This is a genomic window from Chryseobacterium soldanellicola (assembly GCF_900100115.1).
Lineage (GTDB): Bacteria > Bacteroidota > Bacteroidia > Flavobacteriales > Weeksellaceae > Chryseobacterium > Chryseobacterium soldanellicola.
This window is the reverse complement of record NZ_FNKL01000003.1, coordinates 684,261-711,225: the sequence shown is the minus strand read 5'-3', so window position 1 is coordinate 711,225 and position 26,965 is coordinate 684,261. Positions and strand designations below refer to the sequence as shown.

At 35.9% G+C, this 26,965-nt stretch carries 14 protein-coding genes; 7 read left to right on the top strand and 7 right to left on the bottom strand.

The features are described 5' to 3' along the window. The first annotated feature begins 5 nt into the window (after positions 1–5). From BLT04_RS12715 to argS, 4 genes are all read left to right on the top strand, one after another. Positions 6–1,448, top strand: a complete 1,443-nt coding sequence (locus BLT04_RS12715; protein ID WP_089756169.1) for a SusD/RagB family nutrient-binding outer membrane lipoprotein — start codon at positions 6–8, stop codon at positions 1,446–1,448. Between the two features lie 226 nt (positions 1,449–1,674). Beyond that, positions 1,675–4,686, top strand: coding sequence for a SusC/RagA family TonB-linked outer membrane protein (locus tag BLT04_RS12710; protein ID WP_089756168.1), 3,012 nt, complete (start codon positions 1,675–1,677; stop codon positions 4,684–4,686). Positions 4,687–4,695: 9 nt separating this feature from the next. Then, positions 4,696–6,135, top strand: coding sequence for a SusD/RagB family nutrient-binding outer membrane lipoprotein (locus BLT04_RS12705; RefSeq protein ID WP_089756167.1), 1,440 nt, complete (start codon positions 4,696–4,698; stop codon positions 6,133–6,135). 126 nt (positions 6,136–6,261) lie between these two features. Then, positions 6,262–8,022 carry an arginine--tRNA ligase gene (gene argS / locus BLT04_RS12700; RefSeq protein ID WP_089756436.1) on the top strand — a complete coding sequence of 587 codons (1,761 nt, stop codon included), beginning with the start codon at positions 6,262–6,264 and terminating at the stop codon, positions 8,020–8,022. A gap of 57 nt (positions 8,023–8,079) precedes the next feature. Here the strand turns inward: argS and BLT04_RS12695 are convergent, their stop codons facing one another. The 5 genes from BLT04_RS12695 to ccoN form a co-directional block, all read right to left on the bottom strand. After that, positions 8,080–9,015 carry a YihY/virulence factor BrkB family protein gene (locus BLT04_RS12695; protein ID WP_089756166.1) on the bottom strand — a complete coding sequence of 312 codons (936 nt, stop codon included), beginning with the start codon at positions 9,013–9,015 and terminating at the stop codon, positions 8,080–8,082. A gap of 2 nt (positions 9,016–9,017) precedes the next feature. Next, complete coding sequence (gene tamL, locus BLT04_RS12690) at positions 9,018–11,345, bottom strand: translocation and assembly module lipoprotein TamL (RefSeq protein WP_089756435.1); 2,328 nt, start codon at positions 11,343–11,345, stop codon at positions 9,018–9,020. Between the two features lie 43 nt (positions 11,346–11,388). Further along, entirely contained in the window at positions 11,389–16,419 is a 5,031-nt protein-coding gene (locus tag BLT04_RS12685; RefSeq protein WP_089756165.1) for a translocation/assembly module TamB domain-containing protein, read from the bottom strand. 265 nt (positions 16,420–16,684) lie between these two features. After that, complete coding sequence (locus BLT04_RS12680) at positions 16,685–17,572, bottom strand: cbb3-type cytochrome c oxidase N-terminal domain-containing protein (protein WP_089756164.1); 888 nt, start codon at positions 17,570–17,572, stop codon at positions 16,685–16,687. A gap of 19 nt (positions 17,573–17,591) precedes the next feature. After that, positions 17,592–19,871, bottom strand: a complete 2,280-nt coding sequence (ccoN, locus tag BLT04_RS12675) for a cytochrome-c oxidase, cbb3-type subunit I (RefSeq protein ID WP_089756163.1) — start codon at positions 19,869–19,871, stop codon at positions 17,592–17,594. Positions 19,872–20,053: 182 nt separating this feature from the next. Here ccoN and BLT04_RS12670 point away from each other — a divergent pair, with 182 nt between their 5' ends. After that, a complete protein-coding gene (locus BLT04_RS12670; protein WP_089756162.1) occupies positions 20,054–20,347 on the top strand; it encodes a helix-turn-helix domain-containing protein in 294 nt (97 codons plus the stop codon). Positions 20,348–20,417: 70 nt separating this feature from the next. Here the strand turns inward: BLT04_RS12670 and BLT04_RS12665 are convergent, their stop codons facing one another. Next, positions 20,418–21,767 carry an alkaline phosphatase family protein gene (locus BLT04_RS12665; RefSeq protein ID WP_089756161.1) on the bottom strand — a complete coding sequence of 450 codons (1,350 nt, stop codon included), beginning with the start codon at positions 21,765–21,767 and terminating at the stop codon, positions 20,418–20,420. A 578-nt stretch (positions 21,768–22,345) separates the two neighbouring features. Between BLT04_RS12665 and BLT04_RS12660 the strand changes: the two genes are divergently transcribed. Together BLT04_RS12660 and BLT04_RS12655 are read left to right on the top strand one after the other, a co-directional pair. Further along, positions 22,346–25,261: a sensor histidine kinase gene (locus tag BLT04_RS12660; RefSeq protein WP_228421945.1), complete on the top strand. Its 2,916-nt coding sequence runs from the start codon at positions 22,346–22,348 to the stop codon at positions 25,259–25,261. A gap of 16 nt (positions 25,262–25,277) precedes the next feature. Further along, entirely contained in the window at positions 25,278–25,892 is a 615-nt protein-coding gene (locus BLT04_RS12655) for a response regulator transcription factor (protein WP_089756159.1), read from the top strand. 11 nt (positions 25,893–25,903) lie between these two features. On the opposite strand, the gene BLT04_RS12650 is transcribed toward BLT04_RS12655, so the two are convergent. After that, the gene (locus tag BLT04_RS12650; RefSeq protein ID WP_089756158.1) at positions 25,904–26,959 is read right to left on the bottom strand and encodes a hypothetical protein; all 1,056 of its coding nucleotides are present in this window, start codon (positions 26,957–26,959) and stop codon (positions 25,904–25,906) included. Positions 26,960–26,965: the final 6 nt, after the last annotated feature.

The window sequence follows — 26,965 nt, the reverse complement described above, 5'->3', positions numbered from 1 at the left end:
GAAAAATGAAAAAAATTATAGCATCCATATTACTGGGAACACTATTTGTCGGCTGTACAACAGATGATATTAATTTGGACCCACATTCGGCATATACAACGATTCCATCGACCTTGGTAACAAATGCTCAGAAAGAATTAAGTGATTATGTTAACACACCAAGTGTTAATGAAAATAATTTCAGACTGACCATGCAGTATTGGCAGGAAACTACCTATGTTGAAGAAAGTAATTACAATTTTACCAACAGAAATGTTTCCAATCAGATCTATATTGATAATTATGTCAATGTATTGAATAGCTTGGTAAAAGCAAAAGAATTAATAAATGCATATCAGCCTGTGCCTTCTGAAGTCAATACATGGCCGGGAATTAAGAAAAACCAACTGGCTGTGATCGACATTATGCAGGTATATACTTATCAGATGTTGGTTGATACTTTCGGAAATATTCCATATTCACAATCCAACCAGCTTGGTGGGAATGTAGCTCCTGCATATGATGACGGAGCAACAGTGTATGCTAATTTGATCACAAGATTGCAGCAGGATATAACTAATATTGATGTAAGCAGTGAACTGAACTCGGCTTCTGATAATTTCTCTGATGCTGATTTATTTTATTCAGGAAACCTTGGAGCATGGAAAACATTTGGTAATTCTCTAATGCTTAAATTAGGGGTTACCATTGCAGATTCTAATCCATCACTGGCTCAGCAGACCGCTACTACAGCAATCAATAATGGAGTAATGTCTTCATCTGCAGATGACTGTAAAGTTCAATATTTATCTGGTTCACCAAACTGGAGCCCTATTTATGAAAATGTAAAAGCGAGTAACAGAAATGACTTTGTAGGAGGAAAAACATTAGTAGATTACATGAATACTAATAGTGATACAAGAATATCCAAATATTTCAAGCCGGTAGGAGGCGTGTATGTTGGGCAGGTAATTGGCCAGCCTGCTGCATTTGCTAATTTCTCTGCACCGGGGAATTTCGCCTATACTGCTACAACTCCGGGAATCCTGATGAATTATACTGAAGTAGCATTCTATCTTACGGAAGCTGGTGCTCGTTGGGGAATAGGAGGTGCTGCTGCTACCAACTATGCTAATGCGATTACTTCATCATTTACAGATTGGGGAGCAACAGCAGATGCGGCAGCTTATATTGCTGCTCATCCATATAATCCTGCAAACTGGAAGCAGTCAGTCGGAACCCAAGCATGGGTAGCCATGTATAACCAGCCTTTAACTTCATGGAATTTCTGGAGAAGACTAGATTATCCAGTTCTTCAACCGGCAAGTGCGGCAACAATTAATAGTGTTCCTGTACGTATGGCTTATCCTGCAAGTGAATATCAAACCAATGCAGCAAATGTAAATGCGGCTGCTTCAGCAATTGGAGGAGATTTATTAACTACAAAAATATTCTGGGATAAAAATTAACAGCAAAAATTTTTAATATATTTTAACCGCCTTAGGGCGGTTTTTTTATTTTTAAGACTTTTCTATGTTTAAAATTTTTTGTTAAAAATGCAATAATTAACATTATTTTTTAATGTAAAATGGTTTTAAAATGCCTTTTAGTTAATATTTGTTAATTTGTCTCCGTTATTTTTTGTGTTTTTTATGAGAGTTTTTCAATTTTGTCTATACACAAAAAAAGTATAGAATGAAAAAAATAACTTCAGGGGTTCTTGTTTTAGTATTGTCTTCGTCATTAGTTATTGCCAATGCACAACAGAAGAAAGATACGGTAAGAACACAAGATATTGAGGGGGTTGTAGTTACAGCGCTGGGGATTAAAAGGGAGAAAAAATCTTTGGGATATTCTTCTCAGGAAGTAAAAGGAGAAGATATTAATAAAGCTCCAACAGCGAATTTTCTAAATAACTTGTCTGGTAAAGTTGCAGGGCTAGATATTAAGCAAGGGACAAATTTTGGAGGATCTACGAATGTTGTACTCCGAGGATTTAAATCAATTGATGGAAATAATCAGGCTTTATTTGTCGTAGATGGTGTTCCTATTATAAATAGTAATATAAATTCTACTGATCAAAAAACTGCAAGAGGTGGGTATGATTATGGTAATACTGCTTCAGATATTAATCCTAATGACATTGAAAGTATTAACGTTTTAAAAGGAGCGGCTGCAACAGCCTTATATGGTTCAAGAGCTCAAAACGGTGCTATTATTATTACGACAAAAAAAGGTAGTAAAAGAAATAAAGGTATAGGTGTTGAGTATAGTTCATCTTTTACTATTTCTTCTGTAGATAAATCTACTTTTCCTAAATATCAAACAGAGTATGGACAAGGGTATTTAGGGCAGACATTTGGCACTTATTTAGGAGGGCCAAGAGCAATATTTGGGCATGATGCTTCTTATGGGCCTAGGTACGATGGAAGCCTTGTCTGGCAGTATGATGCTTTTATTCCAGGATCTTCTACTTTCGGACAAAAAACGCCATGGGAAATGGCTGAAAATGGACCAATTTCTTTTTTTGATGTTGGAACAAATGCCGTAAATAATATATCATTAAATGGAGGAAATGATGTTGCAACCTATAGATTTTCATATGGTAATACATATGCAACAGACATAATGCCTAATAGTAAGATAAATAAAAATAATTTTGCAGGTAATGCAAGTTATAAATTTACGGATAAGTTAACGGCTAATTTGTATGCTAATTTTGTAACTCAAAGAACGCAAGGTAGAAGTAGTACGGGTTATGGAGACAATGTTATGTCAAATTTTAGACAATGGTGGGCAACGAATGTTGATTTAAAAGAGCAAGAAGCTTTATATAATTTATCACATCAAAATTATACATGGAATATCAAAAGTGTTTCAGATATTAGACCTCAATATTGGGATAATCCATATTTCAAAGTGTATGAAAACTATCAAACTGATGCAAGGGATAGGTTGGCAATTAATGCAAGTTTAAATTATGATCTTACACCTGATATAAATTTATTAGGAAGAGTTGGCAGAGATGGATATACAATGAAAACAGAAGAAAGAAGAGCTAAAGGCTCTGTTGCGGCTCCATTTGGGTTAAATGATGTTGACCAGCCTTCTGGATATGCATTATCTAGTTATAATGTTTCTGAGACTAACTATGATTTCATTGCTACATATAAGAAAACACTTAATGATTTTAATATTAATGCATTATTAGGAACAAATTTAAATGTTCAAACATTTGAATCAAATCAACAATCTACTTCAGGAGGATTAGTAATTCCAGGATTATATACAATTAGTAATTCTGCATCATCACCTGCATTACCTGTTATTGGATCTACAGAGAAAAGAATATTTGGTGCATTTGCTCAAGCTTCATTCGGTTATAAAGGGACTTATTATTTAGAAGGGACGGTAAGAAGAGATCAGTCAACTGCTTTACCTAAAAATAATAATGTTTATTGGTATCCTTCCATATCAGGAAGTGTGGTGTTTTCAAACCTAATTAAACAGAATTGGCTATCTTTTGGTAAATTGAGAGCTGCTTATGCTCAGGTTGGATCAGATACTGGTGCAGATAATATTTTGAATAGATATTTGGCGCAATATCCTTTTTCATCACCAATGTATTCATATAGTACGCTTGCAAGAAATCCAGATATTAAACCACAAAGATTGAATAATGTTGAACTTGGAGTAAATATGGATTTTTTTAAAAATAGAATTGGATTTGATGTGGCCTGGTTTAAAAATAGTGCATTTGACCAAATTATAAACTTACCTGTTACTACAAGTAGTGGTTTTGTTAATAGAGTTACGAATGCAGGAACATTGGAGACCAAAGGCTTTGAAATTTCGGGACATATAATTCCTGTTAAAACGACTAATTTTACTTGGAATATTGATGTAAATTGGTCTAATCCAAATACTAAAGTAGTAAAATTAGCGCCAGGCATTGAAAACGTTCAATTAGGAAGTTTACAGGGTGGAGTATCTATCAATGCGCCTTTAAATCAGGACTATGGAACTATTTGGGGTGCAGATTTTGTTTACTCACCTGATGGACAAAAAGTTATAGGGAAGAATGGGGCATATTTATCTACAGCATCTTCTGATAATAACCTAGGGTCTTTTCAATCGAAATGGATGGGCGGATTAAGAAATAGCTTAACTTATAAAAACCTTTCTCTCAGCTTTTTAATTGATGTTAAACAAGGCGGGAAAGTATTTTCTTTAGATCAATATTATGGATATGGAACAGGTCTTTATCCTGATTCAGTAGGATTTAATGATTTAGGTAATCCTATTAGAAATACGATAGCGAATGGAGGGGGAATAATACTTCCAGGGGTAATGGTTGATCCAACTAGCCCTAATAATTATGTACCAAATACCATAAGATTAGATAAATCACAATCAAGCCAAGTGTTAGGTACAGATCCACCACCAGCTGCGTTTGTATATGATGCTAGTTTTGTGAAATTAAGAGAAGTTGCTATAAGCTATAAATTGCCTAATAGTTTATTAGCATCAACATTTTTGAGAGATTTAACTCTTGGATTAGTTGGAACCAATTTATGGATAATACATAAAAACTTGCCATACGCAGATCCGGAAGCAGGACTTTCTTCAGGTAATATTCAAGGATATCAATCTGGACCAATGCCTGCAACACGTAACATCGCATTTACCTTAAAAGCTAACTTCTAAAAAAAAATAATGAAAAAAATAATAATAGGGACACTATTTTCGGCATTACTATTTAATAGCTGTAATATAGATGACAGTATTAATACTGATCCGAATGTAGCGTATACAACGACTGCTGAATCTGTGATTTCATCAGCTCAAAAATCTTTATCAGACTATGTTAATACGCCGAGTGTAAACGAAAATAATTTTAGATTAACAATGCAGTATTGGCAGGAAACCACATATGTTAACGAAAGTAATTATGATTTTGTTAATAGAAATGTTTCTAATACCATTTGGTCAGATAATTATGTAGCGGTTCTTAATAATTTAAATCAAGCAAAAGGATTAGTAGAAAACTATATACCTTCTGCCTCTGAAATATCTACTTGGTCAGTAACTAAGAAAAATAAATTAGCTATTATTGATTTATTAATGGTGTATACTTATCAAAACCTAGTTGATACTTTTGGTAATATTCCTTATAGCCAGGCATTACAATTAGATGCTCACCCTCTTCCTGTATATGATGATGGTGCAACAATATATACTTCTTTAATACAAAAAGCTAAAGCTGATGTTCAGTCACTGACTACTGGGAGTTCTTTTGGCGTCGCAGATTATTACTATCAAGGAGATATCAGTAAATGGAAAAAATTCGGGAATTCTTTATTATTAAAATTAGGTGTTGCCATAGCGGATTCTAATCCTACGTTAGCACAAGCTACTGTAATAGATGCTATTGCAACGGGAGTTATGACTTCTACTGCAGATAATTGTCAATTACCATATCAGAAAACCTCTCCAAACTATAATCCTTTATATGATGCATTAGTTGCAAGTGGAAGGGATGATTATATTGCAGCAGCACCATTTGTTAACTTTTTGATAGTTAATTCAGATCCTAGAATATCATCATACTATCAATTGAATGAAGATGATGAATATGTAGGACAAACTGTAGGCGCTCCGGGTGAGGTTGATGTATATTCAAGAATTGGAGAATTTGCACATAAACCAGACTATCCAGGTACTATTATGAATTATACTGAAGTGGCATTCTACCTTGCTGAAGCTGCTGCTAGATGGAATACTTCGACTCCTGCAACTGCTTATGCAACCGCAGTTCAGGCATCAATGAATGAGTGGGGAGTTTCAAATGCAAATATTACGACATATTTAGCAGTACACCCTTATAATTCGGCTAACTGGAAGCAATCTATTGGATTGCAAGCTTGGGCGGCTTTTTTTAATCAAGGACAAACATCATGGAATTTCTATAGGAGATTAGATTATCCTGTTTTGCAAGCTCCAACCACCGCAGCCCAGGAAGCGGGGGGGAAGGTTCCTGTAAGAATGACTTACCCTGTTAGAGAGCAATCTGTTAATGGAACAAATTGGGCAGCCGCTTCATCTGCAATTGGAGGTGACAAATTAACTACAAAACTTTTCTGGGACAAGTTCTAGAACATATTTTTACATTCATATGAAACCGCCTTCGGGCGGTTTTTTTATTTCCGTATATTTGTAATTGAAATTTTTGAGACGAACCGAGGCTGTCCAATGTGGCCTTTGAAAAATGAATATAGACCCATGAATATTAAAAATATAATAGAAGAGAAACTTTCGGAGGTTATTTTAAATGTATATCAGTTAAAAGAAATCAATCTTGAAGTTCAGGAAAATAAAACCGAATTTGAAGGAGATTTTACAATCGTGACTTTCCCATTGGTGAAGCAATTGAAAAAAAATCCTGAAAGTATCGGTGTTGAATTAGGTGAAGCGCTGACAGAACAAACTGATCTTTTGGAAAGCTTTAATGTCGTTAAAGGTTTTCTTAATGTTAAAGTTAAAAATCAATTTTTTATAGATAATTTCAAGTCTGTTACGAATGATTTCGATACAATAGAAAAGAAAAATTCTACGGTTATGGTAGAATATTCTTCTCCGAATACCAATAAACCATTGCATTTGGGGCATGTCAGAAATAATTTATTAGGTTTTTCTGTCGCTCAGATTCTTAGAGAAGCAGGATATGATGTGATTAAATCTCAGATTATCAATGACAGAGGAATTCATATTTGTAAGTCAATGCTGGCTTGGGAGAAATTCGGAAAAGGAGAAACGCCTGAGACTACCAATACAAAAGGGGATAAATTTGTTGGAAATTATTATGTGAAATTCGATCAGGAATATAAAAAAGAAATTTCTGAGCTTATTGCACAAGGATCAACCGAAGAGCAGGCCAAAAAAGAAGCTCCGTTAATGAAAGAAGCACAACAGATGTTGCTGGATTGGGAAAATGGGGACGAAAAAGTAAGAAACCTTTGGAACGAAATGAATTCCTGGGTTTATAAAGGCTTTAACGAAACGTATAAAAGATTAGGCGTAAATTTTGACCAGGTTCAATACGAAAGCAATACTTACATTTTAGGAAAAGACCTTATTCAGGAAGGATTGGAGAAAGGCGTTTTATATCAAAAAGAAGACGGTTCTGTTTGGTGCGATTTAACGGATGAAGGCCTTGATCAGAAATTATTATTACGTTCAGACGGAACTTCGGTATATATGACACAGGATTTGGGAACGGCCGTAGAACGTTTTAAACAAAATGATATTAAAAAGTTAATATATACTGTTGGAAACGAACAGGATTATCACTTCCAGGTGTTATTTAAAATTTTAGGGAAGCTTGGATATTCGTGGGCAAATCAATTATACCATTTATCTTATGGAATGGTTGAGCTTCCTAACGGAAAAATGAAATCCCGGGAAGGGACAGTAGTGGATGCTGATGAATTGATGCAGGAAATGCACGATATTGCAAAATCCAAATCTGAGGAACTAGGGAAATTAGAAAGCTTTACGGAGGAAGAAAAAAATGAAAATTATGAGAGCATAGGACTTGGAGCCTTAAAATATTTCATGCTAAAGGTTGATCCAAAGAAAAAAATGCTTTTCAATCCTGAAGAAAGTATTGACTTTAATGGAAATACAGGGCCATTTATTCAATATACTTTTGCCCGTATTCAGTCTTTGCTCGCAAAAGCTGATTTTAAATACAAGGAAGTCGAAAATATTGAAGTCAGCCAGTCCGAAAAAGAATTAATTATGCAGTTGTCAAACTACAAAACAGTAGTTACAAAAGCTGCTGAAGCGCTAAGCCCGGCATTAGTAGCGAATTATCTTTATGATTTGGTTAAATCTTACAATTCATTTTATCAAAGCAATCCGATTTTGAAGCTTGAAGATAAAAATATAACGCAGTTCCGTTTAAATTTATCAGACATAACGGCAAAAACGATTAAAAAATCTTTAGAGTTGCTGGGAATAGGCACTGTAAACAGAATGTAAAAAATAAGCCTCTTGAATTTCAGGAGGCTTTTATTTTATTATTTAGATTGAAAAGGATTAAACCTCATACGGTTCATTTTGTTTCCTGAGACTTTCTTCATATAGCTTTGAATTGCTCCATTTTGCATGTTTTGAAGGACTTATTTTATATCCTTTTTTATAGGCGTAAACTTTTGTAAATTCTGCCCCGAAGAAAACCAGCATACACGAATAATTGATCCACATCATAATCAAAATTACCGTTCCTGCCGTTCCAAAAGCAGAGGTAGGTTTTGCCGTTCCGAAATAAAGACTTAACAAAAATTTTCCGAGCGTAAATAAAAGTGCAGTAAGAAATGCTCCTTTCCAAACGGGCTTCCAACTGATTTCCACATCAGGAAGTACTTTAAACATCATCGCAAAAAGCAACATGACAAATCCGAAACCGATTCCAAAATTCACCAATTCGACCAATAAATACGTTTCAAAACCGAAATATTGGGTAATTAGTTTATTAAAAACACTTATTAATGAAGATAAAATCATCGTAATCATTAATAAAAAGCCTAAAATAAGGATCATTCCTAATGAATTGGCCCTGTCCAGAAGAAATTTTGTAAATGCTTTTTTAGGGGCAGACTGTACATCCCAAAGGCTGTTTAATGAATGCTGAAGCTGGAAAAAAAGAGTGGTGGAACCAAAAACCAATGAACCGATCCCAACGGCTTTCATAAAAATATTCTGCTTGTCAATTAAGGCTCCGGCAATCATATTTTCAATGCTTTTGGAGACTTCAGAACCCATAATTCCGCTAATCTGTTTGCTGATTTCTCCGCGAATGGCTTCTTCACCAAAGAAATATCCTGCGATCCAAATGATAATGATCAACAGCCCGGGAATCGAAAATATGGCATAATACGCCAGACTCGCCGAATCTTTTGATGCAGAAGAGCTATTCCATTCAGAGAAAGTCTCTTTTAAAACTTCCCAGAAAAATTTCAAATTTTTTACCATAATTAAAAAGGATATCCGATTGCAATATTCAAAACAAGATTGTCTTTTCTCCAGTCCGGGTTTCCAAAATCAATCCGGTCAAACGCCCATCGATCTCCTTTTTCATAATAAGGAACTCTCAACGGCATGGCCAGATCTAATCTTAATATCAGAATAGAGAAATCAAGTCTTAGACCAACTCCGGCTCCGACAGCAATTTCGCTTACAAAATCTTTCGAAAATTTGGCGCCAGGTCTGTCAATATCATCATGAAGTAACCAGATATTTCCTGCATCAACAAAAGCAGCAACATTTAGGAATTTATAAAGATTGGCGCGGTATTCTGCATTTAATTCTAATTTAATGTCGCCTGACTGATCTAGTAAGGTTCCTTTTGGAATCGTTCGTGGATCAAAGCTTCCCGGTCCTAGAGTTCTCGCACGGAAAGCACGGATACTGTTGCTTCCTCCTGAGAAAAACTGTTTCGAGAAGGGTACAAACTCTGAATTTCCGTACGGATAGGCAATTCCTCCGATAAATCTCGTAGCAAATGAGCTTTTTTCCGTAAACTTATGGTAGAACCTGAAATCATTTTCAATTTTTGCATATTGACTGAAAGGGATCCCGAAAATTTCTTTCTGCTTATCTTTTTTTACATTGGCTCCTGTTACCAAACCTGTAATGTTTCCCGCTAAATCCAACGTACCTTTATAATAGATCGTATTGGTTTTTGGAAGCATTGTGTTTGTATATGTATAAGTGTATGTCGGTCCAAAAATAAGCTGTTTAGCAACTACTCTTTGCATTGCATTACTATTTCGGGATATCGAGTCATATAATTTTGTAACGTTTGCAGGAGAAACAAGGGTAATATCAATTACTTTTAAATCATGTTCTTTTCTCGCATTTTCTTTCCAGACATATCCGAATGATGCATTGAAATTATTCAGCTTATAAAATTCTGTACGGTTCAGTAATTCATAGCCTAATGTTATATTGGTCCGCGGAACAAAAGCACTCGAAGAATTGAAACGGAAAGGCGCCACAATTCTTGGAATAGAAAGCTGCACATTCGCTCCGGCACGGAAAATATTTTTTGCATTTTCCTGGCCTCCCATCTGTACATCAAAAGCTCCGTAAACAGCTGCTTTGAACTGCTCCGCTCCTCTGAAGAAGTTTCTGTGCGTCCAGTTTAAATTTAATTCGCTGCCGGCATAATTCGCTGAATTTGTTCTTCCTAATGCTTCTAATCGAAGTGACTGAATTTGTCTTGGCGTCAATAAATAATACGCATCAAATTTATGCTGTAAAGAATCTGAAACGATAAATTCATTTTTCACAAATTTAAAAACTCCCAGACTGATCAGGCGGTTCAGCGTAAGGTTGTGATTGGAACGGTTATACAGATCTCCTTTTTTAAAGTAAAGTGCTCTGTCGAAAATTTTTGGTTTAAATTTATGCTGAGGATCAATTACATAAATGTCACCATAGGCATATTTTGCAAGAGAATCCCGGTTCATCGGGACGGAATATTTCCCTCGCTTTACATCCTGAATATTATAGTTTGGAAAAACAATCACATTATCGATGCTGAACTGCTCGGTTGCCAGATCAGGAGTGTCTTCTTTTAATTTTACATTAAGCTCTACTTTATGCGTTTTGCTCACGGTACTGTCTGCCTGAACAAGGATATTATCCGGACTGAAATAATAAAATCCTCTTTCCTTTAAAGCGTTATCAATACGGCTTCTTTCACTTTTAATGACATCAAGGTCAAAAGGTTTTCCTGGTTTTAATAATGTCTTATCCGTTAAAGTCTGAATTTCTTTATTAACTAATGTAGAATCTTTCTGGAATTTAACATTACTGATTAAATATCTTGCTCCCGGCCTCAGTGTATAAATGACCCGCGCCTTCTTATTTTTAGAAACCGTGTCGTAAGTGGCTTTTGCATTGAAATATCCTTTATTTTCAGAATAATTCTCAATAATATCTTTATTAAATTCACGATCTACATCTCCCAGTAAAACGGGTTTTTCGCCTACTTTATATTTTAGCCAGTAATTAAAGCCTTTTTCTTTTTTCGGTTCTTTGGCGATATTGTAAAAATATAGTTTCGGTCGCAATCCTAATATCGTGGAATTAGGTTTCGGAACTAAATTTTCTTCCAAAGCCGCCTGAAGTTCATTTTTTTCTTTCTTCGAAATGGTATCATTTTCGATTTTTACTTCACCGCCGGTGTAAAGCATTTGTCCTTCTTTCAAATATTTGGTATTGCTGCATGAAAGCGTAACCGCAGCAAATCCCGAAGCGAACAAATATTTACAATATATATGGATTTTTTTCTTCATTTTAAATTTTAACAATGTGATCATGTAATCTAATATCTGGCATCTACTTAAATTCCACCACCTGATTCTTTTTGTTTTCTTTTTTGCGTCTGTCTCTTTTTGATTTCTGGAAAATCTCACGGAATTTATCGTAATCTAACGTAATGATAAATCCAACTCCCGTTTCAATGATCTGCCCTTGAAGAGCCACCTGATATTCATCTTTACGATAAGCCCGAAGCATATATCTTCCGTCTTTTGAAAGGCTGTAATCTACCGTTACATCTCCTGCAATATTGGTGGTGCTTTCATTCTGGCGGGCATCGCCTTCGAGGGCAAAATTACTTCCCACCGAAACTTTCAGGCGGTCATTCAGTAATTTTTTGCTGATGCCTACATTCAGATCGGTTCTTGTATTCTTCTGTCCGGTTGAATAGTCTTCCGAAGAGTCCAGACCGAGATCCAGATCAACACCTTTGATTAAGCCGGATGCAAGATTATTCAGCTGTTGGGAAAGGATTTTACTCACACTCTGTCTTGCCATCGCTTCCGCAGACATTCCCGCGCCGGATTCAAACGGATTTTCCCCAATGAAACGATTTAATAACAATAAAGCGAAAACCTGCTTATTCATTTCCGATTCCTCGGTTCTGAGCTGTGTAAGTTTTTGATCCACAACATCCGTTACGGTTGAAGAAACGGCATTGTTTTTTTCATCGGTTGTAATATCAAAGGTGATTTCAGGTTTTAGCAATTCGCCTTTCATTTTTAATAAAGTATTGAAAGGAATTCTTTGTTTAAACTGATTCATTACAGAAGCATCTTCGCCGCTTACCTGTTGCTCGACAAGGTCAATTGGTGCCGCCTCGGTTTTATAAACGGCGGTAATATCTAAAGTGGCGGCCGTCGGCTCGCCAGTCCAGGTAATTGTGCTGCCTTTTTGGATATCAAATTTACGTTTCAGAAGACTGACAGACATTTCGTAGGCTCCTTTTTCTACTTCATAAACACCGACAAGCGTGGTTTTTCCCGATGGATCGACTCCGCCTGTCAATTGCGCTTCACCCTGAAGCTTTACAAAATCTCCGTTGGCTTTGTCAATAACGATTGACATTTTTGCTTCTTTGCTTACTTCGATATTCACGTTCACGTCCATTCCCTTAATGCGGCTTTGCGCTTTTAAAGAATCGGCTTTAATGGTTTTGTTTAAAACGACCTGATCCTGATCGATAAACTCAACGATTCCATCTCTTTCCTGCAATGACGGACTGCTTTGAGGAAGCACAAAAGTGAAGTCCGTATTATCGGAAACAGCCAGTCTTCCGTCAACTTTTGGCAAGTCTAAATTTCCGCGAACCTGCAATGCGGCATCGATCGCCAGAATTCCGTACATGATGGCATCATCAGACTTTTCTGAGTTCACAACTTTGAAATCTTTTGCATTCACATCAAGGTTAAAGGCAAAATCCCGGTACGTTTGGGTTAAAACCTGTCCGTTGACCTTTAAAGAATTTCCGTCCTTATCATTGATTTTAAAATTATCAAACTCGATTCCGCGGTTTGTAAAATCTATTTCATCATTCAGTTTTCTGAAATCACTTCCTGTCTGTGTGATTTCCAGTCCAACGTCATTGAATTTTACTTTTCCTAAAATATTAGGTTTGTCAGTACTTCCTGTAATTTTCAAGTTTCCGGAAAGATAACCTTCCGTATTCGTGATCGCGTTCATAGAAAATCCTTGTACGGATTTCATCTGAAGTTGACTGATCGCCATATTCAGGTCAAATGTGTTGGAAGAAGTATTGTAATCGCCCAGAATTTTCACATCATTGTTATTTCCCGAAAGGGCAACATCAGCATTTATAACGTTGGCTGAAGTATTATTTACCTTCGCCTTAAGGTTTCCAACCGGACTTCCGTAAACAATTAAATCTGAAATATTTAAGTCAGAATTAAATGTCATATTTTTCGTCACATCGCGCAACTGTGCCGTTCCGTTGATGGTTCCTTTTGCTAAAACGGTGTCTTTTTTAATAAGTTCGGTGATCGTTTCAATTTTAAAATCTTTCAACGAAATATTTAAAGGAGAATTGGGAGACTGGTTTTCCGATTGTAATAAAATCTCACTTCCTGCATTTGAAAGCCTGAAATTATCAGCGAAAATTCCTTTACTGCTGATCTGGATTTTGTTGTTTTCGGCAACGGTCCAGTCATTATAATTTAATTTTAAGCCATTCGGATTTAACGAAATTTCCGTAATGTCATTCAGTGATTTTGCATTTCCTGCGATCAGGAATTGCGTGGCATCCTTTTCGTCCTTCGTTGTAATATTATAATTGATGATATTATTGGAAACATCACCGCCGATATTGATTTTATTTAAAGCTAAACTTGAACTTTTTAATGCGGCGACATTCAGATTATACTGTAAAGCCTGATTTTCGTTGGTAACTTTTAAAGTCGCATTCTCAATGGAATTCTCACCATAAAGAAGCTGCGGAATCTGTCCGTCAATTTCGATTTTCTGTGAATCTGCATCATAATTTCCAACTAAATTTATAGTTTCAAAACTTTTCAGATCCGGAACAAATTTTCTGATCAGATCATCATTTTTAATTCTTGCATTAAAGGTAAAAAACTGTCCGGCCTGAATTTTCTCAGCTTTTCCGGGTTTCTGGAACTGATAATATTGATTGATGGTTTGTGCTAAAGAACCGAAGATCTGTGTCAGCTTATATTTTCCTTTTAATTCTACATCCGCGATCTGCGAATTGAAAACAATATTGGTAGAATCATTGGTTGAAGATGCCTTCAAATTGATTTCCTGAACAGGATAAACTTCTTTAGTATCAGAAAAAGCAAAGTCTTTTAAATTCAGATAACCGTTTAGATTATCAGGGTCTAAGCTTGTGAAATTACCGTCGATTTTCCCGGCGACGATCATTGGTTTTTCGTAGAAGCCAAGCTTGTTGACATCTAATTTGATGACTTCACCATTGATTTTTACGCTAGGATTTTTTTCGTTATAAACTCCGGAAGCGGTTAAAAATAAATTAGCATTCGGATCTTTTGAGTTTAAAACAATATTGTAAGCTCCACGGTTAATTTTTCCCGTAAGATTCATGTTCTGATAACGGTATCGTTTGTAAACGGCCGATGCAACGTGACCTTTCAAGTCGGCTTTTGCATTTTTAAAATCAAAGCTTTCTCCTTTCGCGGAAATTTGTGCCGAGATTGGCCCGATATCTTTATTTTGAATGATTTTTCCAATTTGTAAGCCTTGAAGGTTGGCTTTTACATCATATAGCTCGTGATTTTTTTTCCTCATGTCCACTTGGGCAACCACCGCTGCATTTCCAAGGGTAGAGTAGAGGTTGATGTTGGTATTGACAACTTTTGTGGTTCCTTTTGCTGTTCCTTTGATGCTCATGTGCGAAGGCAGAGAAATAGTAGAAGGAATTGTATTTTTCGGAACTAAATTAAAAATCGTTTTTGCCGAAGAAGATAATTCTGTAATTCTCAGATCATAATACAACTGATCAGGATTCATGGCATTTTTGATTCTTCCTGATGCCGCCACTCTCAATTGGTCTAATCCTGAAACTTTAAGATTGTCGATCAGTACATCATTCACATATCCTTTTACATTGGCATTTACATTTAAAATTGCATTTGCATATTTATTAAACGGAGCGGTATTTCTTAAAGTGGGAACCAGATTCAAAATATCAGAGAAACCAATTCTGGAATCTTTAATATTAGCCGAAATTTTTACAGCACCCGGATTTGAGCTTAATTGCTGGATCGAATTATAATTTAAAACAACCTCATCACGCAGCAAAGTTTTCGGAGTCTGCAAATAAAGATCTTTTAAATAAGCTTCCTTTTCATTATATACAAAATCCGTATTGAATTTTTGGATATTTAAGCCCCTCGCTTCCTGAATTTCCGCCGAATTTACCGTTCCGGCGAACGTACTATTTTCCATTTTAAAATTGCGGACTTCCACATTCATTTTTGAGAAATTCAGGTGGTTGAAATCCATTCCCTGCTTTGTGGGGGCTATGGCGGTGTTGTTGTAGGCTACTTTTACATCATTTAAAACCAATTTTCCTAAAAGAAGCTTCATCGCTTTTTCTTTATCGGAATTTGTTGAAACCTCAGGTTCTTCTGTATTCTTCGGATTGGCATTCTGAGCCGGGAGATAAAGGTTTGCATTAATATCTGCTCCTGAAAGAACAACGTTTCCGACATCGTAGGCATTGTTTTCAAGATCGAGCTTGTTGACTTTGGTGCTTAATTCTTTAAATAAAACCTTTGCGAAAGTTTTGGTATTGTCATCACCGTAATCAATGTCGAAATTCGTTAGTTTAATGCCTCTTAAACCAATCTGCATTGGTTTTTTATTGTTCAAAGAATCAACTTTTTTCTCAACTTTCCTGGAAACTTCTTCGATGAGGTCCTGTTTGAGCTTTAATTTTAATCCGTCAAGATTAATATCATTAACGGCGTATTTATTATTATTTAAATCAAAAGTTTTTACCCTTGTATCAAACGATTTGAAATATAATTTGATGTCATTTCTGGATTGCTGATCATTAAAAGTAACCCCGATATCTTTTAAATTAATTTTATCAAGAGAAATAATAAACGGTTTTGACGGGCTCTCTTCTTTGTCCGAAGTCGCAAATGCATCAATAATATAATCAAAATTGAATTTTCCGTCCTTTTTTCTTACCACATTGGCGCGGGCTCCTTCCAGGTCTACCGATGTAATATCTGCCGTGGAATTCACGAGCTTAAGCATATTTAAGCCTACATCAAGCTTTTTTACAGCCAAAAGAGTATCAATATCCTGCCCTTTCAGATAAAGATTTTCCATGATAAGACTGTTGGGAAACCCTATATAAACCCTTTCGAGACTTACTTTTGTTTTGATTTTTTTTTCAAGATAGACGACGAGCTTGTCTTTTACATAATTCTGAACCGCGGGAAGTCTTAAACTGAGGATAAGCAGGATCAATAAAACCACTATTGAGATAATGGTTATTCCTGTCCATTTCAGAATTTTTTTAGGTTTAAATTTCAGTTTCAAATGTGATTGGGTTTAAAACAAAGATAATCATTTAATAGTTCTTTGTGATGATACCCTTTTGAATACAAAAATCCTGCCTTGACTGCCAATTTATGGAATTTAGTTTAGTCGAAGTTAAGTGAACAGCTGAAACAGCAGCCAAAGCGCGGATTTTGTTTGTTTTAAAAGCCTCCTTTTATATTGTTATTGAAGGATGAACATGAAAAACTCAAATGTTAGGTTGGTTTTTCCAAAAGGAGGCGTGGCATATGTTAGATCATAAATTTTAATTGTTTCCGTTTTCCCATTTTACTTCTTTTCCCTGTGGCGCTGCACCGCCCTGAGATTGAGTGATAGAAGGGGTTTCCTGATTGATGTGATAAATATAGGCTGCAATTTTTTCGGCATCTCTTCCCGTAATTGTTCCTTCTTTGATAAAAGGTCGCATCGCGGGATTGTTTGGGGAGCCGTTTTCGAGCATCCAGATTACATTTTTAAATAAACTTTTTTGTTTGATATTAATCCAGTGATTGTCTGTGAGATTAGGTCCGATTCCTCCTTTTCCTCCGTCTCCGTGGCAGGTTATGCAATTGGTTTTAAATAATTCCTGGCCTTCAGCAATATGATCTGCATTGTATTTTGCAGTTTCAAGATTAATTTGTGGTGCATTCTTTTCAAATTCTTCGATGGAAGCGAGCATTATTTTGGTTTCCTGATTTAATTCTGCTTCCGGATGAGCATAATCTGTGAACGCAAAGGCAGTCAAATACACGACACAGAAAATGCACCCGAAATAAAACAGACCGATCCACCATTTTGGTAAAGAATTATCGAGCTCGGTAATTCCGTCGAAACCGTGATCGATCAGAATGTCTTTTTCATCAGTTGCGGATTGTTTTTTGAATGCTGAATTCCAGAGTTTTTGAAAATAAGGGATACTTTTTTCAGTTAAATATTGCTTTTTCTCTTCTTCGGATAATCTGCTGAAATTTTCATTTTCCACTAAATCTCCAATAGAATTCATGATTAAAAGGAGAATAATTGCAATTAAAATCAATGCCCAGAAAAAAGGAGAGGAGAAATATCCTGATTCGCCGGCGAACATTTCAAATGCCATGATCGTTACACCAATCGTTCCGGCAATGATTATTGAAATTGGGGTTCTCGTTTTCATTTTTAATACATTTTAAAAATTATTCTGCACTTGCGGTCTGAATCTGATTGGTTTTTATGTCTGTTCCTAATCTTTGCAGATAAGCGATCATGGCTACGATTTCTCTTTTCTCAAGCGGAACAAATGATGCTCCTTTTGTGGCTCTTTCTTTTTCCATCTGATCTTTTATGTCGGTTGCTTCGGCGTAAATTCTTTTTACAATAGCTTTCGACTGATTGTCAGCCCATTGACCGGCGGAATCTATTTCTGGTTTTGTATAGGGCACTTCAAAATAACTTTTCATTAATTTTATTTTATCAACCATTTTAGAACGGTCCAGCTTGTTGGTAATCAGCCAGGGAAAGCGTGGCATAATCGATCCAGCTGATGTGATTCTCGGATTGTACATGTGTTTAAAATGCCATGAATCCGGGTTTCTGCCGCCTTCTCTGTGAAGATCCGGTCCGGTTCTTTTTGATCCCCAAAGAAATGGTCTGTCATAAATAAACTCTCCGGCTTTTGAATATTGCCCGTTTTTACCGTTAAATCTCACGATTTCATCTCTGAAAGGCCTTATCATTTGGGAATGGCACGCATTGCAACCTTCCCGGATGTATAAATCCCGTCCTTCTAATTCTAATGGAGAATAAGGTTTTACTGCCGTAATAGTTGGAACACTTTGCTTTAAAGCTAAGGTTGGAATTATTTCCACCAAGCCTCCGATAGCAATGGTAATGAAGGCTAAAATTGATAATAACTTCGGAGTTCTTTCCAGCCAGAGGTGCACGCCTTCGCCTTCTTTTCTTGTTGTTCCGATATTGGCTAAAGCGGGTGCTTCTGCGGGAACATCTTTTTGAAATGAGCCTTGCTTAATGGTTTTAACAGCATTTATTACCATTAAAACAGCTCCCGAAAGATAAAATAGACCACCTAAAAATCTCATTTTATAGTAAGGAATAATTGCAGTCACCGTATCCAGCCAGTTTTTCCATAATAAGGTTCCGTCCGGATTGAATTGTTTCCACATCAAACCTTGCGTGAAACCTGAAATGTACATTGGAACAGCGTAGAAGATAATTCCTAAGGTTCCCAGCCAGAAATGCCAATTGGCTAATTTTTTAGACCAAAGCTGCGTTCTCCACATAATCGGAATGAGATAGTAGATAATTCCGAATGCCATAAAACCATTCCATCCAAGCGCGCCGATATGTACGTGACCAATTACCCAGTCTGTGTAATGACCAATTTTATTTAAAGATTTTGTGGCTAATAAAGGTCCTTCAAAGGTTGCCATTCCGTAACAGGTTACTGCAACTACGAAGAATTTCAGGATAGGATTTTCCCTTACTTTATCCCAGGCTCCTCTTAACGTTAAAAGTCCGTTCAGCATTCCTCCCCAGGATGGTGCGATCAACATGATGGAGAAACCTGTTCCCACCGCCTGAGCCCATGCCGGAAGCGCAGTGTACTGTAAATGGTGTGGTCCCGCCCAAAGGTAAACGAAGATCAGTGACCAAAAGTGAATAATTGATAATTTATAGGAAAATACAGGCCTGTCAGCCGCTTTTGGTAAAAAATAATACATCAAACCTAAGACTGGAGTGGTCAGCACAAATGCCACTGCATTATGACCGTACCACCATTGTACCAGCGCATCTTTTGCTCCGGCGTAAATGGAATAGGATTTCCAGCCTGTAAATGATAAAGGAATTTCTAAATTATTAAAAATATGAAGCATTGCAACAGCGATCCATGTTCCGATAAAAAACCAAATGGCTACGTAAAGATGTCTCACTCTTCTTTTGGCGATCGTTCCGAACATATTAATCCCAAAAACGACCCAGGAAATTGTAATTAAAATATCAATAGGCCATTCGTGCTCAGCATATTCTTTTGAAGTATTGATTCCCAGTAAGAAAGTGATGACAACACTTATGATCATGATTTGCCAGGTCCAGAAATGGATCCATGAAAGCGTATCGCTGTACATTCTTGTTTTTAATAAGCGCTGCATGCTGTAATAAGCCCCGCAGAAGAAGGAATTACACACAAAAGCAAAAATCACGGCACTTGTATGCAGCATTCTGATTCTTCCGAATCCTAAAGCGCCCTGCGTATTGATCAGTCCTTGGATATTTCCGCTTCTTAAGCTCTGAATCGTTGTGTCATCTGTTCCGAATAAAAACTCAGGAAGCTCAGGATAGAAAAGCATCAAAGCAGCTGTAAGGCCTAAAAGAAAACCTACAAGACCGAATGTAATCGTAGCATAAAGGAATGCTCTGACAATATTATTGTCATAATTAAATTTTTGCGTCTCCATAATCCAAAAGTGTTGTATGAACTGATATTAATTCCTTTTTTTAGAGTAAATTTTTAATCAAATATGTATTTGAAATAAATATCATATACTGTTGTAATGTTTTGCCAAAGGTATTCACTAACTTTGTCTAAGTCTAATAGATATGCTTCTAAAGTATACCGAAAACTACTAAAACAGGCACAATGAAAATATGTGGACAAAATATCAGGAAAATCAGGAGAAGTAAAGATCTCACACAGGAATATATGGCTTTTGAGATGGGAATTTCACAGAAAGCTTATTCTGATATTGAAAATGCCAAAGTGAAGATTAATTTCGAAATATTAAACAAAATTTCGGATATTTTAGACATAAAACCTTCCGATATTTGCGGCATTTCTCATAAATGCGATACGCATGATTTTGAAGATAAGTACAATGATCTTTTGGAATATATGAAACAGCATGATATTTCAGTGCCAAAAGAGTTTCTGTAATTTTGAATTGGAAAAAAATAAAAAAAGGCTGTCTCACTCGGGACAGCCTTTAATTTTAATAAATTTAAAGTTATTTAGTTTTATTTAATAATCCGGGATAGAGAATTCCGTCTGTTTTTAGATTGATATTTAATAAATATGCAATTAATGGTGCAATATCTTCCTGTCCCATTAAAGGAAGTACAGTTCCCTGCTTAATATTCTTTCCAAAAGCTACAAATCCTGTTTGAATTTCTTTGAAATCTGTCGGCAGATAGCCGTGTGTTCCTCCGTCTGCGGCTTTTAGCAGGTCTCCGGTGGCGGTTGCTCCGAAGCTTATTCCCTGATAAGCCGCTAAAGCTAATGAAGCAGTCGGATCTCCCTGAGCTTCTGCAACCCGTTCTTTATTCAGAACATGGAACATTTTTTTGTATCCGGCCGGTAAATTAGTAAGAAGCTCATTTACTTTGCTTAAAGTTGCTTTGTCATTAGGATTTTTTAAATGTAAAAATGCAGAACCTCCGCTTGCCTGAAAATACGCTTTCCAGTCTTCTTTTTTGTCGTTATTGTATAACCCGGCTTTTGCAAGCATGACATTAGGATTAAACTGCGTATGAATGTCTACAAAACCATGATCTCCCGTGATAATGAAAGTTGTATTTTCATCAATTCCTGCTGCAGCTGCGGCGTCAATTAATGTTTTAATAGCCACATCAGCTCCTGCAACTGCGGAACGCACTTTATCGCCGTCTCTTCCTTGCTCGTGCTCAAAATGATCGACAGCCGCAATATGAAGCGCTAAAAATGCAGGCTTATATCTCTTCAAAATATAAGCAGCCATTCTTGCCTTATTCTGATCAGTCACGGTATGATCGAGGCTTGCCCCATATTCCCCGAATTTGCCCACGGCATAATCCTGAACTTCCTGGAAAAGCTCTTTTGGTGTTGATTCTAAGCTCATTGCCTTTACCTCATCTTTTTTCTCTCCTTTATTTTTCGGAAGATAAACATATTCCGGTAGGTTGTAAGTAATTGGTGCTCCAACTGTTACCGGCCAGCTTACACAGGCAGTCGTAAGGCCGGCTTCTTTTGCCGCGCTCCAGATTGTCGGGACTTTAATATCCTTATAAAACCAAAACCATTCACCGGTAATTCCCAGAGGCTGGACCGGCGTATTATAATAAATACCGTGCTTGGCAGGTAAAACGCCACTCACTATCGTGGTATGGGAAGGATACGTTACAGTGGGAAAAGAGCCGCGAACTCCGTTAGCGTACGCTCCTTTTTTCATCATTTGTCTGAGATTCACCATAGACCATTCCGGGTTTGTATAAAACTCGGGTCTTAGGCCGTCAATACTTATTAAAACTACATGGTCCGAATTATTCTGAGCCTTTGCCAATCCCATTGCAAGAGCAAAAAAAAGGAAGATTTTTTTCATTGTAAAAATTTTTGCAAGATTAGGATATTAGTATTAACCCTGCATGAATGGACTGTTAAGTTTAAATTTCATTTACTTAAAATAAAAATAACCACATCCAAAAGATGCGGTTATCAACCATACAAATATTTTATAATTAAAGAATTATAATTTTTGGAAAAATAAATTTTGTTCATGTTGCTTTCTGAAAAGACAGAATATTTTTGATTGCCTTAAATTTGTATTGAAAAATAATTCTATAAAAAAGACAGCTTTTCCTGTGTTGCATAAGAAAATGCTGCCTTTCTGATTTTAAATAAAATTTGTGTTCATAGTTATTACGCCTGACTGATCAATAAAGGGCTGGGAACAAATATTTTTATTATTGCTAAGATATTACAATGAAATTTTTATTAATAATTTATTATGTAGAAATAATTCTACATATTGTGGAAAAAAATTTACAAAAAATCTAATTTTCTATAATATATTTGTGTGTAAACTAATGCTGGGCTTTTTTGATGAAGTATTTTTACCTTATTATATTATTTATTTTTTCGGGTGCTCAAGGACAGAACTATACTTCAAAATCGTATAGTATGGATAATGGTTTGCCCCAAAACAGCATTAAAGATATTTTTAAAGATAAATACGGTTTTATCTGGCTTTCTACAGAAGGCGGAATATTGAGATATGACGGAACAAAATTCATTCAGTATCGAAATTTTAAATTTAAAAATCTAAGTTTTAGTGATTTCAACGGAAATAAAAAAAAAGACAGCGTCATCATCTGTAATGATCTGGAAAGAGATGCCGCGCTTATTTCAAAAAGAGTGCCTAAGGCGACTTCTGTCAATACTCCCTATAAAACGGAATGGTCTGTTGATAACAAAAGATATAAAAGATTTATTAAAAATAATATTATTGTAAGATTTGGGTCTTACATTCATTGTTATTTTATTGAATTACAGGATGGGATTTATTATTTTGAAAATAATTCGGTTACCTATTTAGATAAAAAAAGTAAAAAAAGAACCCTTTTACCGCTTGATTTTCCTCATTACAGGCTGAAAAAAGTATTTGTACATGATGACCATATTTTTATAAGTGATGGTAAAAACCGAAAGCTTCTCCAGATATACAAAGGAAATTTATCTTCCATAAACGCAGCATCGATTTACAACGATCCGGAGACGAAAATATACTGGCAACAGCTTACCAATCAGGTTTTCATGATCAATCACGGAAATATTTACAGAAGTTATTTTTCGAAGGGAAAACTCAGCCTTACATTTTTAGCAGAATATAAAAATATTGATAAAGATCTTGCCGGCGCTATGTTTTATGATGATGATTCGGGTAAATTATTCATCGGAAGCCCCATTAACGGGCTCAAAATAGTGAGCTCTTCTAAATTCTATGTTTCTACCAAAAACCTGCCCTATGAAGATGAAGTAAAGTACGGATCCATTCCGTTCGGTGATTCTTCCGTTATTACCTCAGAAGGGATACGGTATTATAAAAACAAAGCTGAAAAGGTATTTTATACCCGAGAATCTTATGATAGACGCTACATTTTTTCAGACGATTCCGGAAATTTGATTTACCGGGAAAACAATTCTATTCACAGAAGGTACAAAAAAGATCAGTTTAAAAAGCATGATTCTGTTTTCTTTGAAAATAAAAAAATTGATGCATTGCTCAAGGCCGGCAACATGTATTTGGCTTCCGTTTCTGATACTAAACTTTGGTATCTCTATATTTTTGACCATGATAATTTTAAGAAAATAAACACAATTATTCCGTTTAAAGAAAGTATAAATGCGGCCTTACAGTATGATAAAGACCAAATTTATCTCGGAAGCAGCAATGGGTTATACGTTTTTTCTGTTTCAAAGAATAAATTGATTAAAAAGATCGGAAAAGATATTCCGGTAAAGCATATTTTAAGGACAAAAGACGGAAATATCTGGTTTACAACATTCAACAGAGGTTTTTATTTGTTGAAAAACAACGAAATTATTAAAATGCCCGGCGATAAAAACGATTATATTTCGAGTGCGCATTATATTTTGGAAGACAAAAATTCTGATTTCTGGATTTCTTCCAACAACGGATTATTCAGGGTAAATAAAAAAAGCCTGCTCAATTATGCGCAAACCGGGAAGGGTTTGGTTACCTATTATCGCTACACAACCGAAAATGGTTTTTTAAATAATGAGTTTAACGGAACCGGAACATTTCCCTGCGCCAATAATTTAAATGACGGTGAATTTGTTTTTTCTTCCATGCAGGGTTTTGTGTTTTTTAAGCCTCATGAGATCAGAAAATATTATCCAAATCCTCGAAATATTTTTATTGAAAGAGTAAAGATCGATGGGAAAAAGATTCATTTTAAAGATAAGCTTTTCCTTGAAAAAGAATATAAAATAGCAGATGTTTATATTGACATTCCTTATTTCTCAAATCTTGAAAATATTTATTTACAGGCAAAGCTCGAAAACAGCGAATATAATCAATGGGTAGATATTAAAAATGACAAACAATTTCGTTTAACAAATCTCAAACCCGGCGAATATAAACTGACGGTAAGGTTTTTATCGGATGGCGGGAAATTTATCTATAAAAGCCTTCCCATTGAGATTGAAGCTTACTTTTATCAGACTGCCTTATTTAAAATCTTTATTTTCCTGTTGAGTATAACCGTTTTATTAGCCATAATCCTTGGAATAACGAAGCTTTTATGGATAAAAAACAAAGCCTTAAAAAATACCCTTCACACCAAAAATAAACAGCTTCGCGAAAGCAATACCAATCTCGAAATCACAAAAAATCAATTAAAAAACGAATCTGATTATCAGAAAAAGCTGATAGAAAGCATAAGCCATGATATTACGACTCCGGTGAGGTTTATTGCGCTTCTTTCACAGGAATTGCATGAGTCTGATGATGCCAAAACACAGAAAAAATATTTTGACAGCATTTACAAAACCTCCGAGCAGCTGTATAAATTCACGCTTGGCCTAAAGGAATATACAGAATTGTACAAGGAAGAAAATACCACAAAAGAGGTGTTTAAGCTTTATGATCTGATCGAAGAGAAAAAAATGCTTTTTGATGAAATTGCTAAACATAAAAACACTTTTTTATACAATTTTTGTGATCATGATGTGAGCATTAATATCAACAGAAATATTCTTTTGGTGATCTTTCATAATATTATTGATAATGCGGTAAAAAATACTTCTGATGGTAAAATTATCATTACAACTGCCATTAAAAATGCCCAGGTGGAAATTTGTATTCAGGATTCCGGAAGCGGAATGTCTCATGAGCAAATGGAATATTATTCGAATCTTTTTAAGCCTGCAAATTATAAAAGTCCGGTGTTTAAAAACTATGGCCTGGGTCTGCATATGGTGATTCAGCTGATTACGAAAATTAATGCTGAAATATCTTTTCAGAAAAATATACCCCAAGGAACAATTGTGAAAATTATTATGGATATGCAATAACACTTTTTATATATATATGACTAAGAAAATATTAATTGCTGACGATCATCATGTGGTGAGAGTCGGGACCGCCATGATTCTGGAAAAGAAACTTGGCGATATTTCCATTGATTTTGCAGAAACTTATGATGAAATAAAGCATAAGGTACAAACAGAAAGGTATGATCTTCTCATGCTTGATCTCGAGCTGCCCGGCAGCATATTTAAAGCTATGATTAAAGAAATAAAAGCATTAAGCAAAGAGATTTTGATACTGATTTTTTCTTCCCACAAAGAAAATATTGCTTTACCGTATTTTGAGGAAGGTGCAAACGGATTTCTAAATAAACTAAGCGATCCCGAAACACTCGTAAAGGCCGTAGAAACCGTCTTGGAAGAAGGATACTATTATTCACAGAATATGGTGAATATAGTTTCCGAAGAGCTTAAAAGAAAGAAACCCACAGAAATCTTATCAGAAAGAGAACTGCAGGTTTTTAATCTTTTGGCTAAAGGAAACGGAAACCTTGAAATTGCAAATGTGCTTGATATCCAAGAGTCTACCGTTGGTACCTATAAAAGGCGCGTATATAATAAATTAAAAATAACCAATCTTATTGAGCTGTTAGACATTTATAAAGGAATGTCTTAATGATATTAAAACTATTGGCCCAAATACACAAAATAATTGGCATTTAGGGCACTTGGCCTGATATCAACCGGATCAGAATTTCCTCCGGATGATGCTGTATAAGTGTGGGAATGAAATCCGGTGGTGCTCTGCGGATAATTTCCTCCACCTACAAAAGCTCCGGATAACCAATAGGCATGGATGTTATTTCCGCCTCCGTTGGCTGTATTGGTTCTGATTGTTTGGTAAGTAAATGTATGACTGTGCGCACCCGCCAAGTTTGTAGTATAGGTGAAATTAAATGCCGGAAGATTGCTTCGGGTAAGTGTTATCGTATTATTTCCTGTAATACCTCCCGGTGTTGCCGTTGTTCCTATGGAATATCTGCCGGAAGCATCAGGTAAGGATGTCGTTATCCCTAATATGTTGGCCGCATTGTTCTGAGCAGTTTGAGGTAGTGAAGTGATGGCTCTTCCGTTAAGAAGATACCAGCCGTCATGATCCGCTGTATTATATGAAGGTTTTATATCACCAATATCAAAAAATTCTGCAGTATCATGAAGTAAAACACCCTGTGCGTCGGCTACAACATTTCCTACACTGTTTAAAGTCTGAATTCTTACTTCTCCGTTTACATCTAATGCCTGGGTAGGAGCGTTTGTTAATAATCCGATTCGTGAAGTGGTACCGTCAATATAGAATAATCCCGGACCGATATCTAAAAAATTTCCATTTTGGGTAATGATACGGTTTGAATTGACAATGCCGTCTGTCGTATAGAAGCTATTCGTATTTGCAGTATTGTCTAATAGAGGATGCCATGCTCCTGACCGGAAAAACCAAAACCCTTTCTGATTAACTGTCACGCCATCACCCGTAAGCGAATACACCAGTTCAGCTTCCTGAGGATTTTGAATATTGGTGATCTGTGAAGCAGTCTGGCGGGGAATTAAAATTCCATTTTTATTGGAAACGACATCCAGTACTGTTTGAGGAGAGTTTGTTCCAACTCCGACTACGGCTCTCTGTGCTTTTAAAGGGGTAAATAATGCCGATAAAAACAGAGAAGTTATAATTATTTTTTTCATGATTTC

Coding starts and splice junctions, on each gene's coding strand:
- BLT04_RS12665 (WP_089756161.1), bottom strand. CDS start 21,767: ATGAAAAAAATCTTCCTTTTTTTTGCTCTTGCAATGGGATTGGCAAAG.
- BLT04_RS12660 (WP_228421945.1), top strand. CDS start 22,346: ATGGATAATGGTTTGCCCCAAAACAGCATTAAAGATATTTTTAAAGAT.
- BLT04_RS12710 (WP_089756168.1), top strand. CDS start 1,675: ATGAAAAAAATAACTTCAGGGGTTCTTGTTTTAGTATTGTCTTCGTCA.
- ccoN (WP_089756163.1), bottom strand. CDS start 19,871: ATGGAGACGCAAAAATTTAATTATGACAATAATATTGTCAGAGCATTC.
- BLT04_RS12655 (WP_089756159.1), top strand. CDS start 25,278: ATGACTAAGAAAATATTAATTGCTGACGATCATCATGTGGTGAGAGTC.
- argS (WP_089756436.1), top strand. CDS start 6,262: ATGAATATTAAAAATATAATAGAAGAGAAACTTTCGGAGGTTATTTTA.
- BLT04_RS12680 (WP_089756164.1), bottom strand. CDS start 17,572: ATGAAAACGAGAACCCCAATTTCAATAATCATTGCCGGAACGATTGGT.
- tamL (WP_089756435.1), bottom strand. CDS start 11,345: ATGAAGAAAAAAATCCATATATATTGTAAATATTTGTTCGCTTCGGGA.
- BLT04_RS12705 (WP_089756167.1), top strand. CDS start 4,696: ATGAAAAAAATAATAATAGGGACACTATTTTCGGCATTACTATTTAAT.
- BLT04_RS12695 (WP_089756166.1), bottom strand. CDS start 9,015: ATGGTAAAAAATTTGAAATTTTTCTGGGAAGTTTTAAAAGAGACTTTC.
- BLT04_RS12650 (WP_089756158.1), bottom strand. CDS start 26,959: ATGAAAAAAATAATTATAACTTCTCTGTTTTTATCGGCATTATTTACC.
- BLT04_RS12715 (WP_089756169.1), top strand. CDS start 6: ATGAAAAAAATTATAGCATCCATATTACTGGGAACACTATTTGTCGGC.
- BLT04_RS12670 (WP_089756162.1), top strand. CDS start 20,054: ATGAAAATATGTGGACAAAATATCAGGAAAATCAGGAGAAGTAAAGAT.